The following is a 15,582-nucleotide window of genomic DNA, read 5'->3' as shown; positions in this document are numbered from 1 at the left end:
CCTTCGGCCAGCTTCTCGACCTGGCCGGCGACAAGGCCGTCGATGCTCGAGCGGCTTTCGGCCAGCTTGGCGAGATCCTCCTCAAGCGCTTTCGACAAGGTCGAACGGTCCTGGACCAGCTTGTTCATGTGGTCGGCAATGACGCTGTTCACATTCTGCAAGTCGGCCTCGAGAACCCGCGACAGCTGCCCGCGGTCCTCGGCCAGCCTCTCGGACTGGCTCGATATGACGCCCTTGATCGCGTTGAGGTCGGATTCCAGCGCCCGCCTGAGAATATCGCGGCCTTCGGCCAGTTTCTCGACCTGACCGGCGACCAGGCCGTCGATGCTCGAGCGGCTCTCGGCGAGCTTGGCAAGGTCGGCTTCAAGGGTCTGCGACAGCAGGCTGCGATCCTCGGCCAGGCGGCCCGAATGGTCCTCGATCAGCCCGCGTATGCTGGACAGATCGTCCTCCAGCGAACGGCCGAGCTGCGAGCGGTCTTCCGCCAGTTTCGCCGAATGCGCCTCGATGAGGTCCTTGATGCCGGCGATGTCGTTCTCCAGCGCCTTGGCGAGTACCGCGCGGCCCTCGGCGATCTTCTCGACCTGACCGGCGACAAGGCCATCGATGTCGGCGCGCGTGTCCACGAGCTTGCCGAGGTCGGTTTCGAGCGCGCGCGAGAGAATGTTGCGGCCTTCGGCCAGCTTGCCAACATGTCCAGCAACCATTTCGTCAATGATTGTACGGGCTTGCACCAACTTTCCTGAGTCTTCGTTGAGAGCCTGGGAGAGCCGGTTGCGACCTTCTTCCAGCCTTTCGAGGTGGCTGCCGAGCGAAGCGTCGATGGCAGCGCGCGATTCGTTGACCTTGCGCAGATCTTCTTCGAGAGCGCGCGCGATCAGGCTGCGGCCTTCGGCCAGCCTCTGCACCTGGTCGGTCACCGCGGCATCGATACCGGCACGGCTCTCGGCGAACTTGGCCAGATCGGCCTGCATCGCGGCCGCCATGCGCTCGCGGCTCTCGGAAAGGCTGCGGCTGTGATTTTCGACCGCTTCCTCTATGCCCACGCGGGCATCGGCAAGCCGCTGGATATCGGCATCGAACGAGCGCGAGACGACGTGGCGCGTCGCTTCCATGCGTCCGGCGAAATCGCTGGCGCGCGCTTCGAGCATGGACGAGGTCGACGTGACGATATCGGCCATGTCGGCGCCGATCTGGGTCTTGCCCTGGTCGATCATCGCCGTCAGCGTGTCCTTGCTCTCGGCGAAGGTGTGGGCGATTTCGCGCGCGCGTTCGACCAGCGTTTCGTTGATCTGCCGGGCGCGCGCTTCGAGCGCTGCGTTGAGCTTCTGCGTGCCGGTGTCGAGGGCCTCGGCACGGGTCTGGAACTCGCTGATCAGCGCCTGACCGCGCTCGGCGAGTGTGCGCTCGATGCCGTTGAGGCTGGCCTCGAATTCCGAATTGAGTGTGCGCGCGGCGCCGCCAAGCAACGACACCATGCCGTTCGTTCGATCGTCGAGCAGGTCGGTCAGCGACCGGGTCAGGCCGTCTGTCGTGTCCGTCAGCTTGGCGATGCGCGTGTCGAGCAGGCTGGCGAAAGCTTCGCCGGAGGTCGAAAGCTTGTCGGTGATGGTGTCGAGCCGGCCTTCTACCGAATCGAAGATCGACAGCGAGCTTTCGTTGATGCGGTCGATAAGCGTGTCGCCGGAATTGGTGATGGTCATCGACAGTTTGGTCGATGCATTGAGAATGCTGTCGCGGATGAGGTCGCTAGCAGCGCCGATTTCGTCCTTGAGCGTGTCGTGCGCGCCGGCGATCGAGGCGCGAACCCGCTCCGCATGGCTGACGACCGCCTCGCGCTCGCTGCCGAGGCCGTCGACGAGCGAGCGGATGCGGGTTTCGTTTTCCGAATAGGAGCGCTCGATCTGGTTGACCTCGCTGTGGACCAGCGTTTCCAGTTCGACGGCGCGGGCCAGCGTGCGTTCGATGCCTTCGCCCATGGCGGCCACCTCGCGGCGGACGGCCTGGCCGATCATCATGACGCGATCCTGGGCCATGTTTTCTGGCTCGGTGAGGCGGAAGGCCACTTCCGTCATCGACTGGGCGGCGATGCGCATGTCCTGGGCGCGGCGAATCATGGCGGCGAAGGCCCAGAACAGGATGACCGGCACGATGGCCGCGACAGCAAGGCCGATCAGCTCGGGACGGGCAAAGAACTGGTCGAGCGTGCGGATCCTCCAGATGCTCGGCCCGAAGAGGAGGTTGGCCAATCCGCCCGCGCCGGCGATCCAGGCCAGCGAAACGAAGGCGATAACCCAGTAGATCGTGTTCGAGGCGCGCCGGTTGAGGCTGTGCAGAAGCGTCTTGTAATCCTTCTGACGATCGTCATTGGCCGGCGAGAAGCCGGCGGGCTGACCGCCATTGCGTGTTTCGACGGGGCGCAGTTCGGCGGGTCTGGTCTTTGGCGCGGGATTCGCGGCCTGGGCTTGGTTTACGACGGGTGCTTGCGTCTGATTGCGTCCCTCGCGCGCCAATTCGTCAGCGGCCTGGGAAATCTGCGCTTCCAGATCTTCCATCGAGGCCGCGATATCGAGGTCGCCGCTGCCGGTGTCGCCGCCGAGGTCGAGATCGAGTGCCTTCTCGAGTTCCCTGGCCACATCGTTGTCCAGAGATCTGGTCGTCGTTGTTTTCTTCGCCATGCCTTCGCTACCCTGTACTAGCTGCCGCGGGCTTATGATTCTGGTTGTCGCACCCACGCGCAGGAGGCTGAAAATGGACCCCTCGTATCGTAATGACACAGGGGGGTAAAGAAAACATGCATTCCGCGGGATACGTAAAACTTTAAATATAAGGTTAACGGAAGCGTGATTCCGGCGCCGCTTTCGCAACATTTTTCCCGGCCATTCATTAACCCGTTGTCCATTGGATTCGCCTAGTTTTTCAGGCGGCCGAAGAAGCGGAGTTCGAGTTCATGCGTGGCGAAAGCGGCATTGCCTTCTCAATGCCCGGGGGCGATATATCGGGAACGAGGCGGTCCCGACCGGTCGATTTGGCACACCTTGCGCGGCAGACGATGGGCGACCGCAGCCTCGAACAGGAGGTGCTGGCGCTCTTCGTACAGCAGGCACTGTCGGTGCGCGACAGGATAGTCGATGCGGACATCAAGGACCGGCTGCTTCTGGCGCACGGCCTGAAGGGCTCGGCGCGCGGTGTCGGAGCCTTTGCCATTGCCGATTGCGCCACCGAGATAGAACGGCAGCCGGAAGACAGCCAGACGCTTACGCGGCTGGGCAAGCTGATCGACGAAGTGCGCGATTTCATCGCCGCCATCAACCGCTAGACCGGTTTGCGGAAAAACGTCACCGAGCGGCGCTTTCTCGCCGCAGTTGACTTGTGTGCCCGAGTGATTATCTCGGCGGAAACTCCCTCAGGTGACAAATGACCAAACTGACCTTCATTGCCCATGACGGCACACATTTCGACGTGGATGCCGAGAACGGCTCGACGGTCATGGAAAACGCCATCCGCAATGCCGTGCCGGGTATCGAAGCGGAGTGCGGCGGCGCCTGCGCCTGTGCAACCTGCCATGTCTATGTCGACGAGGCCTGGACGGCGGAAGTCGGCGAGCCGGAAGCGATGGAAGAAGACATGCTGGACTTCGCCTACGACGTCCAGCCTAATTCGCGGCTGTCGTGCCAGATCAAGGTGCGCGACGCGCTCGACGGACTGGTGGTGCGGGTGCCCGAGCGCCAAGGCTAAAAGCCGAATTTGCCCGAGGCAATGAATCCGGTAGGGGTTCCTTAGGGACCTTCGCCGGCTGTTGATGGCGCCTTGGATGGAAAACCCGCCTGTGCGGCGGGCCCTGGCGCAACTCAACACCATGACCAAATATCTACCATAGCTGCCTTCACCCAGTCAAGAAAAAATTCCTATCGTGAGAAGCTGCCTGCCATGAAAAGGTGGCGGGACTGCCGGACTTGCGGTCGTCAAGCCTTGTAACCCGAGTTCGGAGCCCTGATTTTTGCCGCTGCCGCTTGGCAGCAAGCCGGTGGTCATGCAGTCTCACGCCAATCCAGCAGCGAGGCGCGCATCATGACCGGCATCACCAGGACAGACGTACTCATTGTCGGGGCAGGGCCGGTCGGCCTGTTCGCCGTGTTTGAGCTTGGCCTGTTCGACATGAAGTGCCACCTGATCGACATTCTCGACCGGCCCGGCGGCCAGTGCGCGGAACTCTATCCGGAGAAGCCGATCTATGACATTCCCGGCTGGCCTTCGATCTCGGCGCAAGGCCTGGTCGACAAGCTGCTCGAGCAGATCGCGCCGTTCAAGCCCGATTTCACCTACAATCGCATGGTCTCCAGCCTGGAGCGACTGGAGGATGGCGGCTTTCGCGTCACCACGGACGAGAATGAGGTGTTCGAGGCCAAGGTGGTGGTGATCGCCGCCGGCGGCGGCTCCTTCCAGCCAAAACGCCCGCCCATCCCGGGCATCGAACCCTATGAGGGCAAGAGCGTCTTCTATTCGGTGCGCCGGATGGAAGATTTTCGCGGCCACGACCTCGTTATCGTTGGCGGCGGCGATTCGGCTCTGGACTGGACGCTCAATTTGCAGCCGGTGGCAAAAAGCGTGACGCTGGTCCACCGGCGCCCGGAGTTCCGCGCCGCGCCCGACAGCGTCAACAAGATGTACGACATGCAGGAAATGAAGCAGCTGGATTTCCAGGTCGGGCAAGTGACGGGCTTGACTGGCGCCGACGGCCAACTGTCGTCCGCCCTGATCAGGGGGCCGGAGGGCGACATCGAAGTTCCTTGCACGCGGATGCTGCCCTTCTTCGGCCTGACCATGAAGCTCGGACCGATTGCGGAATGGGGGATCAACCTTCACGAGAACCTGATTCCGGTCGACACCGAGAAGTTCCAGACGTCGGTCCCGGGCATCTTCGCGGTCGGCGACATCAATTGGTATCCCGGCAAGCTGAAGCTCATCCTGTCGGGCTTTCACGAGGTCGCGCTGATGGCCCAGGCCGCCAAGCGCATTGTCAGCCCGGGCGAACGCATCGTGTTTCAATACACGACCTCCTCCTCCAGCCTGCAGAAGAAGCTCGGCGTGGCAGAGGCCTCCTGACGCGTGTCGCTTCAGTCCGCCAGCACGGGGGCCTCGGGATGGCCGCGCAGCGGTTTTTCTGGCATCAGGCTTAGCGTCAGCAGCGCCATGATCAACATCACCACGGCGGCGACGAAGATCAGCCCGAAGGCGGCAGCCTCAGCACCGGCGCCGGTCGCCTGCGCGCCTTCGCCCGCCAGCGGCAGCCCGTTGCCCAGGGCGACCGCACCGAGGATAGCAACGCCGAGCGCACTGCCCAGCGAGCGCAGGAACGTCAGCACCCCGGTGGCGACGCCCAGATGCCTGGGGTCGACGGCGTTCTGAACAGACACCGTGGCCACCGGAAAGGTGGTTCCGCTGCCGAGCCCGACGCACGTCGTCAGGATCTCGACTACCAGCAGCGAGGCGTGCCCAGCCACCAGGCTGAGGACGCCGAGGCATAGAACGGCGAAGCCCAATCCGACCATGGCGATCCGCTTGTAATGGACGAAACGCGGAATGGTGCGCCCGCTGAATGTCGCGCCCGCCACCGTGCCAAGCATCAGCCCTAGGAGGGCGGTGCCGGATTCGCTCGCGGACAGGCCGATGACCGACTGGAGATAGACCGGCAGGTAGACAGACAGGCCGATATTGGCCGCCTGCAGAAGGAACATGGAGAGCGTGCCGGCAAGGACGATCGGGTTGCTCAGTACCTCGAGCGAAATCAGCGGCTCGGTTGCGCGTAGCAGCCGCAGCGCAAAGGCGCCCCACAGGACCAAGGAACTGGCGACCAGCCCGAGGATCTCCGTCGACAGCCAGGGGTATTCGCTGCCACCCCAGTTCAGCGCCAGAAGCAGCAGGGCCGTGGCGGCGACGAGAAGCAGCGCGCCGAGCCCGTCTATGCGGTGCCGTCTTGCCGCGACCGGCAGCTTGCGCAGCGGCTTGTTGATGATGGCCATGGCGACGATGCCGAGCGGAATGTTGATCCAGAAGATCAGCGACCAATGGAGATGTTCAGCGAACGTGCCGCCGAGCAACGGCCCGGCGATGCTGGCGACTGCCCAGGTGCCCGAGATCCAGGCCGCATAGCGTGCCCGCTCGCGTGGCGGCACGAGGTCGCCGATGACGGTCTGCGCCAGGGCGAAAAGCCCGCCGCCGCCGGCGCCCTGGATCGCGCGGCCGATCACCAGCACGAACATGTTGGGCGCCATCGCGCTGACCAGCGAGCCGGCGAGGAAGATGAGGATCGCGCCATAGACGGTCGGCCGGCGGCCGTAGACGTCGGAGATCTTGCCGTAGAGCGGCGCCATGGCGGTTGCGGTCAGGAGATATCCGGTCACGATCCAGGGCAGGTACTCGGCGTGGCCGAGCGCTCGCGCGATGGTCGGCATGGCCGGCGCCACAATGGTCTGGTCAAGTGCTGCCAGCAGCATCGACAGGAGAACGCCGCCGATGATGGCGTTCTTTTCGCTTTCCGTCAGCGGCGCGCTCGCGGCCGCCACGGCCTGCTTGTCGACAGCCTGGTCCATAGTCTTTCGTCCATATGCTTGCGCGCGCCGTCCGGTGCGTCGGCTGGGCTAGCCGGGTTGCATCCGCGGCGCGATCGGTCGTGATGCTCGTGTTTGAAGGTCGTGCCCTTGCCAACCCTGATATGTCGTCCCGTATAGGCCGATTTCGACCGTTGCCCGAAAATTTTTCGAAGCTGGCACTACGCTTCGGCCCGGTTGGCTCGCACCGCCGCCCTTAGGAGACATGCATCAGGACGTTCAGGTCGGCGGCAACCGGCCGTTCCCGATGCGCTCGACGCGATAGCGCAGGAGCCGCAGGATGCGGCTTTCGAAATTGACCCCTTCCACGCGATCGAACTGCACCTGGGCACGGTCGTGTCTGGCGAGAATGGCGGCGGTGATCTCGGCGGCCTTGGCCTTCGCCGCATCGCAGTCCTTCTGCGGATAGGCCGCCTTCAGCGCGTCTTCCAGTTCGCGGGCGTGATTCTTGGCGATCTCGACATGACGTTCCTCATGGCGCTTGATGTCGGCCGACAGCGTGTCCCAGAACAGCCGCACATCCGCGTCTGCCTTGCGTGGACGGCGCCATTCGGGAAGGATGACCTTGACCTTGACGGTCACGGCGGCGTCGGCGATCCGGCAGGAGCCGGATTGCCCAGCATAGCTGACGCGCGTGGTGAAGGCCATCTGTGTGGCGCCGGGATGCCGCGAGCCGGTGCTCTTCACCTGCGGACCGCGTTTGGAAAGCTGTGCCTCGATGTCTTCTAGCGTCCTGCCGCCAACGGCGAAGTAGCTATATGTCTTGACGAGATTGGCCGCGCCCGCCGGAACGGCGGTGGCGGCAAGCAGCAATGCGCAAAGCAGGGTTCGTTTCATCAGGTTGCCTCTCGACCTACCTTGCTTTACGGCCATTGCCGGCGCAACGGAATTGATCTGGTGCGGATCACACATGATTGATGAGCCACTTGGTTGATGAGCCACATGGTTGATGAGCCCCATGGTTGATGAGCAATGACGGCGAGGCGATGGCAGTTGGCGCACGGACGTCATCTCGACCTTGGCGACAAGGCCGTGGTGGTCGGCATTCTCAATGTCACGCCCGACAGCTTTTCCGACGGCGGTCTGTTCGATGCCGCCGAAGCCGCGCTGGTCCAGGCGCACCGCATGCTGGGCGAAGGCGCCCTGGTCGTCGATGTCGGCGGTGAATCGACCAGGCCGGGCGCGTCCGCGATCACGGCAGGCGAGGAGCAGCAGCGGATCCTGCCGGTGATCGAGGCGCTGGCGGGTTCCGGCGAGGTGCTGATTTCGGTCGACACCTATCGCGCCGAGACCGCGCGCCTGGCCGTCGCGGCCGGGGCGCATATCGTCAACGACGTCTGGGGCTTGCAGCGCGAGCCGGACATTGCGCGTGTCGCAGCCGAAACCGGGGCGGGGCTCATCATCATGCATACCGGGCGGGATCGCCGGAAACTGCCCGACGTCATCGCCGACCAGTTCGCGTTCCTCGAAAAATCACTGGAAATCGCCCGCCGACATGGCATCGCCGACGATCATATCGTTCTCGATGCCGGCTTCGGCTTCGCCAAGGAGACGGCCGAGGATAACCTCGACCTGATGGCGCGGTTTTCCGAGCTCAACGCCCTCGGATTTCCACTGATGGCCGGAACCTCGCGAAAACGCTTCATCGGCACCGTCACGGGCCGCGATGCCGCCGAAAGAGGGGCTGGGACTGCGGCGACGAGCGTCATACTGAGATTGAAGGGCGCCGACCTGTTTCGCGTCCACGATGTCGCAATCAACGTGGACGCGCTGGCCGTGGCGGATGCTATGCTGGCGCGCGAAACCGCCGCTTCGGAACGCTGAACCATGTATGTCATCCGCCTGAAGAACTGCGCCTTCTTTGCCCGGCACGGCGTGCTGGACGAGGAGGAGGCGCTCGGCCAGCGCTTCTATGTCGACGCCTCGCTCACCGTGGAGCCCGGGCGCGCGCTGGTCGACGATGCCATCGGGGAAACCGTCAACTACGGCGTTGCCTTCACGGTGATCGAGGAGATCATCACCGGACACAGGCGCTTCCTGATCGAGGCGCTGGCCCTGGAAGTCGCAAAAGCCTTGACGGAACGCTTCCCGCAGATCAGGAAAGCCGAAATCACGGTCCGCAAGCCGAATGCGCCGGTCCCCGGCGTGCTCGATTACGTCGAGGTGACCGTTGTCTGGCCGCAGTAACACCGTCTATCTCAGCCTTGGCGGCAATCTCGGCGATCCGGCGAGATCGATGGCGGCGGCGCTGCGCCTGCTCGACGCCGATGCCGCCACTCGCGTGGCCGCGGTGTCCTCGCTCTACCGCACGCCTCCCTGGGGCAAGCTCGACCAGCCCGACTTCCTGAACGCCGCCGCCGAACTCTCGACACGGCTCTCGCCGCGGGCCTTGCTCGACCTGTGCCTCGATGCCGAGCGCAAGCTGAAGCGCGTGCGCGAGGAGCGCTGGGGGCCGCGCCTGATCGATATCGACATCCTGGTTTTCGGCGATCGCGTCATCCACGAAACCGGTCTGGAAGTGCCGCATCCGCGCATGCTTGAACGTGCCTTCGTGCTGGCGCCGCTGGCCGAGATCGCGCCCGATCTTGCGGTAAGCGGGCGAAGCGTCTCGGAGCGGCTGGCCGCCGTCGATGCGGCCGGTATCGAACGCCTGCCGTCGGGCCGCGACTGGTGGCTGGATAGGCCAGGGTCAGCCTGAGAACCCGCCATCGTCCAGAAAGACTTTTTCCTCCGGCGTGGTTTCGCGGCCGAGCATCTTGTTGCGATGCGGGAAACGGCCGAAGCGCTGGATGATGTCGAGGTGTTCTTCGGCGTATTTGAGGTAGTCCGGCGCGTTGGCCGCGGTGAGCTCGACCGACCGTTCCTGGTCGGCGAGCAATTCCGAATGTTCGAACGGCAGATAGAGGAACACCCGCAATTCCGGTTCGAGCGCCAGGTCCTGGCCGGCCGTGACAGCTTTTTGGGCAAAATGCTTCGCCAGCGGGTCGGTGGCGTACATGTGGCCGGTGCCGCGAAAGCAGTTGCGCGGAAACTGATCGAGCAGGATCATCAACGCCAGCGAGCCTTCGGCATGCTCCGACCAGCCGTCGCATTCGCGCCGTGCGGCCGCGTAGTGCAGCTCAAGAAAGCGGTTGCGGAAATCGCCGTCGAAAACATCGCTTTTCTCGAACCATGCGTCCGCTCCGGCATCACGCCAGAATCTGGTGACCGACAGGGCTCTGCTGTCCAAATCCATGCTTTTCTCCTATCAATCCGCCGGCTCGGACTTGTGCAGAACGCCGGCCGTTTCCTCGTTGAGCGCCTGGCCGGGGCGGCGCGGCGTGGAGAGCGGCGTCGGGATCGGCGTGCCGATATTGCCCTTCAGGAAGCGCTGTCCGGAGCGGATGCCTTCGGCGAGTTGCGTCTCGAAGCGGGCGGTGTCGCGGCGGCGGACGTCTTCGACCACCTCGGCGACGTCTTCCGGGTCGACGCCCAGGGCCTCAAGCGTCGAACCGCCAAAAACCAGTGCCGATTCGAATGTTTCACGCAGCTGGTAGTCGACGCCGGTACGGATGAGCTGTAGCGCGGTGCCTCGGTCGAAGGCGCGCGCCAGCACGGTGAGCAAGGGAAACTCGGCTTTGACGAGCTCGGCGATGCGCACGGCTGCATCCGGTTTGTCGACGCAGATGAGCACGGCGCGTGCGCGCCCGGCGCCGGCGGCGTGCAGAATGTCCAGCCGCGTGCCGTCGCCGTAATAGACCTTGAAGCCGAAATCGGCCGCCGCCTGGATCATCTCGACATCGTTGTCGATGATGGACACGTCGATCCCGCGCAGCAGCAATGGCTGGCTGGCGATCTGGCCGAAGCGGCCGAATCCGATGATCAGCACGCTGCCGGTCAGCCCTTCGGCGACGTCGACGCCATCCAGCGACAGCTCGTCGCGCGGCGTCAGATGCCGCAACGCGACGATCGCCAGTGGCGTCAGCACCATGGAGATGATGACGATGGCCGTCAGCGTCGCGTTGGCCTGGCCGTCGATGATGCCGACGGAAGCGGCAGCCGAATAGAGGACGAAGGCGAATTCGCCGCCTTGCGCCATGAAGACGGCGCGTTCCAGCGCCTCGCGATGGCCCGACTTCAGGATGCGGGCGACGATGTAGATGCCGAGCGCCTTCATGACCATGTAGGCAACGACATAGACGGCGATCAGCCGCCAGTTCTGAACCACCACATGCAGGTCGAGCGACATGCCCACGGCGAGAAAGAACAGGCCGAGCAGGATGCCGCGAAACGGTTCGATGTCGGCTTCGAGCTGGTGGCGGAAGGTCGATTCGGATAGCAGCACGCCGGCCAGGAACGCGCCCATTGCCATCGACAGCCCGCTGAGCTGCATGGCAAGGGCGGATCCGAGAACGACCAGAAGGGCGGCCGCCGTCATCACCTCGCGGGCGCGGGCATCCGCCAGGATGCGGAAGAAAGGGTTGAGCAGAAAGCGTCCGGCCAGCACCAGGCCGATGATCGCGGCAAGGCCGATGCCGACCTCGGCCAGCCGCTCCGACAGGCTGGTGTCGGTGCCGCCTGGCGCCAGGAACGCGATCAGGGCCAGCAGCGGTACGATCGCCAGATCCTCCAGCAGCAGGATGGAGACGATGCGCTGGCCCTTGGGCGAGGCGATTTCGCCGCGCTCTTCCAGAAGCTGCATGACGATCGCCGTCGAGGTCAGCACGAAGCCGGCTCCGGCGACGAAGGACTGCGCGATGGAAAAGCCTCCGGCTATTCCCACACCGGTCAGCAAGACCGCGCAGACCCCGACCTGAAGCGCGCCCAGGCCGAAGATCTCCCGGCGCAAGCCCCAGAGCCGCGACGGCTGCATCTCCAGCCCGATAATGAACAGGAACATGACGACGCCGAGTTCGGCGACATGGAGGATGGCTCCCGATTCGGAAAACACACCGATACCGAATGGGCCGATCACCACGCCCGCGGCCAGATAGCCGAGAATCGAGCCCAGGCCCATACGCTTGAAGATGGGAACGGCGACGACACCCGCGGCGAGCAGCGCCACCACCTGAACAAGCTCGCTGCCCGCTGCCTCTGCCGCCATTCCCGCCATTCCGCTCGTTTGAGGACCGCAGCCTGTGCGGTCGGGTCAAGACGCCTCGGATCAGGCGCCAGCGCCGCAAGGATAGGGGCTTCGGCGAGCATGTAACAGCCCGAATCCTGCCGGCGGGCAATGTTGCAGGCACGTTACGCAAGTTGAGCGCGAGGCCGCGTTGCGTCTGGCTGCAATCGGAGGTTAAGCACGCTCGGCTTCGGCCAGTGGAGGGTGTGGCGATCAAGTCGCGCCCTTTTTGAGGAGATGACTGACATGAAGAAGTTTTTGCTCGTTGCCGTCGGCCTGGCGGTGCTTGCCGGCTCGGCGTGCTCCAAGGCGCCTGAGTGCACGGCCGAGGTCGCTACCAAGAAGGCGCAGGACATGGCCGCCGCGCTGCAGGAGGCGGTTACCAAGGATCCGTCCAAGGCGGCCGATCTGACGGCCAAGGTGCAAGAGGTGATGACCAAATATCAGGGCACCGCGACCCTGGCCGACGCCTGCAAGGCCTTTGACGAGGTGACGGCGGCGATCAAGGGCTGATCGTTCCTATCGACGTCTTCAAAGGAGGCGGTGGCGATTGGCCGCCGCCTCCTTTTTTTGTATTTGGTTATATGCGGTTGATATGCGCTCAGTTCGGCGCGATGGAGCCGACTTCGATCGCGTCGACCCGCTTCAGGCTCATGCCGATCACCGGCACCAGCTGGTCCGCGACGCGCACGGCAACGGTCACCGTCATCGAATTGTCGTCGGGGATGCGTGCCTGCATGACGCCGCGCAGCTGGTTGCGGTTGATGGTGAACACCACCTTGCGGGCATCGACCACATTGCCGCCGATGATATCCAGGCCGGCACCGGCCGCGCCGCCCATGAAGGAGCCTTTGTAATCGCGCCCCTTGCGTTCGATCTTGGCCGACATTGGCTGGGTGAACATGCCCACCCGGCAGCCGCCGTCGAGAGTCATGCCCATCTTGCCGTCGGGGGTCGAGCCGGTGAAGCTGCAGTTGAACTTCGTGCCCTTGTATTTGCCGGCGACGATCTCGCCCGGGCCCACCCATTTGCCTTCGGCGGACCGGAAGAACTGCTTGTCCGGCTCCGCCGCGGACGCCTGTGCGGCAATGCCGGCGACAGTGGTGATCGCGACCGCCAGGGGCAACAGGCTGGACAGAATTACGCTTTTCATCGACGACACCCGGCAAGAAAGAGGCTGTTTTGGAACCAGTGCGACCATGAACAAGATTGGTTAATGCTTCGTCACTGCCAAGGTCGTCGTTCACTTGCCAGGCGGGGTGTTCTCGCTTTCCTTCCTGCTTGCGAACGATGTCAGCGCGGAGAGGAAATCACCCAGTCCCGGCCGTTTTGCCGCACTGAAGGGCAGGGGGCGCGCCGTCTCCATCGCGGCGATGCCGATGCGCGCCGTCATCATGCCGTTGACGACGCCTTCGCCGAGCTTGGCGGAGAGGCGCGCGGCGAGGCCGTGGCCGACGATCTGCTGGACGAAACTGTCGCCGACGGCGATCGAACCGGTGACCGCCAGATGCGCTAGCACGCTGCGCGCCAGGCGAAAGAAGCCCAATGTTCCCGGCCGCCCGCCATAGAGTTCCGAAAGGCGCCGGATGAGGCGCCCGGCCTCGAACACGACATAGGCGACGTCCACGAGCGCACGCGGACTGACGGCCGTCACCAGCGACACGCGTTTGGCGGCTTCCAGGATCATGATCTTGGCCCTGGCGTCGAGAGGGCCAAGGATCTCAGCTTCAGCGAGACGCACCAGATTGGCGCCATCGATGATCTCGTCGCGCAGCTCGGCCAGCGCGCGCCTGCCTGCAGCCGTTTCGGGTTTGGCCGCGACGAAGGCCGACAGCTCGTCGACCACCAATCGCGCCGCCTTGGGATCGTCGCGTGCAATCGCATCGAGTGCACGCTTCTGCAGCTTTTCGACCTCGGCAAGCCGGGAGATCGCCAGGAATTCGCGAATCAGGATCACCACCAGCGCCAGCACGGCGACGGCAGCCATGCCGGCGGCCAGCCAACCCAGCCACTCGGCGCGCGCGAACAGATCGCGAACGAGCTCATCGGTCCACAGGCCGATGGCCAGCGAAACCAGCACCCCGAACGCGCCGAAGAAGATGGAGCCAAGCAATGAACGTTTCCTGCGAGCGACCGCCGGCGGCGGTTCGGCGGCGACGATGTCCGGCTCGTCGAACACGTCGATCTCCGACGGGATGACCAGCGCGGCATCGCTCTTCGCCGCACGGGGCTTGCGCTCTGTGTCGGTCTGGGCACGGCGCGCCTCCGGCGCCCCGGCCTGGGCACGGCGCGCCTGCGCCGCGTCCTGCTGCGATGTGGCCTCCGGTTCGATGCGGAATGCCGCCGGCTTGCGGGGCGCGGTCATGCCAGATGGTCTCCGATCAGGAACTGCAAGGCACGGTCGAGACGGATATGCGGCAGTGACAGCGTGACGCCCTCGGCCGTGCGCTCGAGTTTTGGCGGGCGAAAACGCACGAAGCGGATCGCCGGGTCGGTATTGTCCTGCCTGTGAGCTCCCCCGGGAGCTTCGAAGACAGCATCAATTTTCCCCGGTAAATCACCGGGAAATATGGCCGTTTCAGCTTTCCCGTCAAAGGTGTCGCCATTGATTGTCTCGCCCGCGAGCGGTGTGCCGATGATGACCGGCAATGTCTCGCGGCCCTGTTTGACGGTGCCTTCCCGTGTTGCGCGCACCGCCGCCATGGCGACGACGTCGACGCCGGCGCCGGTGAAATTCGCCCGCGCCACGGCGCGGTCTGCCAGCCGCCGCACGATCGCCTGCAAGCGGTCATGGCTGTCGTGATGCAGGTGGTCGGCCTTGGTGGCGGCGATCAGGATGCGATCGATGCGCCGCGAGAAAAGATCGGTGAGGAAGCTGCCGCGTCCAGGACGGAAACAGGCGAGGATCTCGGTCACCGCGCGCTCCAGGTCGGCCATGGCTCCGGGGCCGGCGTTCAGCGCCTGCATGGCGTCGATCAGCACGATCTGGCGGTCGAGCCGGGTGACGTGTTCGCGGAAGAAGGGTTTGACGACATGGGTCTTGTAGGCCTCGTAGCGCCTTTCCATCATGGCGTGCAGCGAGCCGCTGCGCGGGCGCTTGTCGCCCAGGCCGGCCAGAGGCGCGAAGGTCAATGCGGGCGAGCCTTCGAGATCGCCAGGCATCAGGAAACGGCCCGGCGGCAAAGTCGAAAGCGCCCGCTCGTCGAGCTTGCAGGCTTTGAGATAGGCGGCGAACTCCTCGGCCAGGCGGCGCGCCGTCATCTCCTCGGCATCGGCGTTCGGGTCGATCTCGGCCGAGAGTGCCCGCCAGGCGCGCGACAGCTCCTCGCGCACCGGCAACGCAGCCATTTCAAAGGCTTCGCGCGAAAAATCGGCGAAGGACTTGCCGAGCAGCGGCAGGTCGAGCAGCCATTCGCCGGGATAGTCGACGATGTCGACCGACAGCTTTCCGGAGGAAAACATCCTGTTCCAGCCGGAGGCCGATTCATATTCTATGGTCAGCCGCAATTCGGAGATGGCGCGTGTCGAATCGGGCCAGACGCGGTCGTTCACCAAGGCGGCGATATGGTCTTCGTACTGAAACCGCGGCACCGCGTCGTCGGGCTGCTCTTCGAGGAAAGCGCGCGCGATGCGCCCGGATTTCTGCGCCTCGAACAGCGGCAGGCGCCCGCCGTGAATAAGGTTGTGGACCAGGGCCGAGATGAAAACCGTCTTGCCCGCCCTGGAAAGGCCCGTGACGCCCAGCCGCAGCGATGGCGAAAAAAGCCCGCTGGCGCGGCCCGAAAGCGTGTCGAGGGCAATTCTCGCCTCGTCGGTGAAAGTGGTCAGCGATGATGCCAAAATTGTTTCTCGAGGCTGCGACAGGTCCGA

Annotated in this window: 14 protein-coding genes and 1 pseudogene; 7 read left to right on the top strand and 8 right to left on the bottom strand. The window is 64.4% G+C overall.

The window, feature by feature from the left end:
• A pseudogene (locus tag LB533_RS22645) lies at nt 1–2,678 on the bottom strand (kinesin); the annotation flags it as partial.
• 272 nt (nt 2,679–2,950) lie between these two features.
• On the opposite strand from LB533_RS22645, the gene LB533_RS22640 reads away from it, so the two are divergent.
• The 3 genes from LB533_RS22640 (at nt 2,951) to LB533_RS22630 (ending at nt 5,106) form a co-directional block, all read left to right on the top strand.
• Nucleotides 2,951–3,319, top strand: a complete 369-nt coding sequence (locus LB533_RS22640; RefSeq protein ID WP_140638274.1) for an Hpt domain-containing protein — start codon at nt 2,951–2,953, stop codon at nt 3,317–3,319.
• Nucleotides 3,320–3,417: 98 nt separating this feature from the next.
• The gene (locus LB533_RS22635; protein ID WP_137931040.1) at nt 3,418–3,738 is read left to right on the top strand and encodes a 2Fe-2S iron-sulfur cluster-binding protein; all 321 of its coding nucleotides are present in this window, start codon (nt 3,418–3,420) and stop codon (nt 3,736–3,738) included.
• Between the two features lie 333 nt (nt 3,739–4,071).
• Nucleotides 4,072–5,106 carry an NAD(P)/FAD-dependent oxidoreductase gene (locus LB533_RS22630; RefSeq protein WP_140638273.1) on the top strand — a complete coding sequence of 345 codons (1,035 nt, stop codon included), beginning with the start codon at nt 4,072–4,074 and terminating at the stop codon, nt 5,104–5,106.
• A gap of 11 nt (nt 5,107–5,117) precedes the next feature.
• On the opposite strand, the gene LB533_RS22625 is transcribed toward LB533_RS22630, so the two are convergent.
• Entirely contained in the window at nt 5,118–6,593 is a 1,476-nt protein-coding gene (locus LB533_RS22625; RefSeq protein ID WP_140638272.1) for an MDR family MFS transporter, read from the bottom strand.
• A gap of 237 nt (nt 6,594–6,830) precedes the next feature.
• On the bottom strand, nt 6,831–7,448 hold the full coding sequence (locus tag LB533_RS22620; RefSeq protein ID WP_181169268.1) for a DUF922 domain-containing Zn-dependent protease: 618 nt from the start codon (nt 7,446–7,448) through the stop codon (nt 6,831–6,833).
• Between the two features lie 135 nt (nt 7,449–7,583).
• Here LB533_RS22620 and folP point away from each other — a divergent pair, with 135 nt between their 5' ends.
• The 3 genes from folP to folK are packed head-to-tail and all read left to right on the top strand — an operon-like array spanning nt 7,584 to nt 9,309.
• Nucleotides 7,584–8,435, top strand: a complete 852-nt coding sequence (gene folP, locus LB533_RS22615; RefSeq protein ID WP_140638271.1) for a dihydropteroate synthase — start codon at nt 7,584–7,586, stop codon at nt 8,433–8,435.
• Between the two features lie 3 nt (nt 8,436–8,438).
• Nucleotides 8,439–8,798 (top strand): dihydroneopterin aldolase, encoded by a 360-nt coding sequence (folB, locus tag LB533_RS22610; protein WP_140498905.1) that lies wholly within the window; start codon nt 8,439–8,441, stop codon nt 8,796–8,798.
• Nucleotides 8,782–9,309, top strand: a complete 528-nt coding sequence (folK, locus tag LB533_RS22605) for a 2-amino-4-hydroxy-6-hydroxymethyldihydropteridine diphosphokinase (protein WP_140638270.1) — start codon at nt 8,782–8,784, stop codon at nt 9,307–9,309. Before folB ends, folK begins: the two co-directional genes overlap by 17 nt.
• Here folK and LB533_RS22600 read toward each other — a convergent pair.
• Nucleotides 9,301–9,846, bottom strand: coding sequence for a DUF924 family protein (locus LB533_RS22600; protein WP_224678260.1), 546 nt, complete (start codon nt 9,844–9,846; stop codon nt 9,301–9,303). The two genes, folK and LB533_RS22600, sit on opposite strands and share 9 nt — an antisense overlap.
• Before the next feature lie 12 nt (nt 9,847–9,858).
• Entirely contained in the window at nt 9,859–11,694 is a 1,836-nt protein-coding gene (locus LB533_RS22595) for a monovalent cation:proton antiporter-2 (CPA2) family protein (RefSeq protein WP_224678259.1), read from the bottom strand.
• Between the two features lie 264 nt (nt 11,695–11,958).
• Here LB533_RS22595 and LB533_RS22590 point away from each other — a divergent pair, with 264 nt between their 5' ends.
• On the top strand, nt 11,959–12,225 hold the full coding sequence (locus LB533_RS22590; protein WP_224678258.1) for a hypothetical protein: 267 nt from the start codon (nt 11,959–11,961) through the stop codon (nt 12,223–12,225).
• An 88-nt stretch (nt 12,226–12,313) separates the two neighbouring features.
• Here the strand turns inward: LB533_RS22590 and LB533_RS22585 are convergent, their stop codons facing one another.
• From LB533_RS22585 to LB533_RS22575, 3 genes are all read right to left on the bottom strand, one after another.
• A complete protein-coding gene (locus LB533_RS22585) occupies nt 12,314–12,865 on the bottom strand; it encodes a hypothetical protein (RefSeq protein ID WP_140498896.1) in 552 nt (183 codons plus the stop codon).
• Nucleotides 12,866–12,955: 90 nt separating this feature from the next.
• The gene (locus LB533_RS22580) at nt 12,956–14,077 is read right to left on the bottom strand and encodes a YcjF family protein (protein WP_224678257.1); all 1,122 of its coding nucleotides are present in this window, start codon (nt 14,075–14,077) and stop codon (nt 12,956–12,958) included.
• Complete coding sequence (locus LB533_RS22575) at nt 14,074–15,552, bottom strand: YcjX family protein (RefSeq protein WP_224678256.1); 1,479 nt, start codon at nt 15,550–15,552, stop codon at nt 14,074–14,076. Before LB533_RS22575 ends, LB533_RS22580 begins: the two co-directional genes overlap by 4 nt.
• Nucleotides 15,553–15,582: the final 30 nt, after the last annotated feature.

Origin of the sequence: Mesorhizobium sp. BR1-1-13 (genome assembly GCF_020165515.1) — a bacterium.
Classification (GTDB): domain Bacteria; phylum Pseudomonadota; class Alphaproteobacteria; order Rhizobiales; family Rhizobiaceae; genus Mesorhizobium.
The sequence above is the reverse complement of the archived record's forward strand: the minus strand, read 5'-3'. Positions and strand labels throughout refer to the sequence as shown.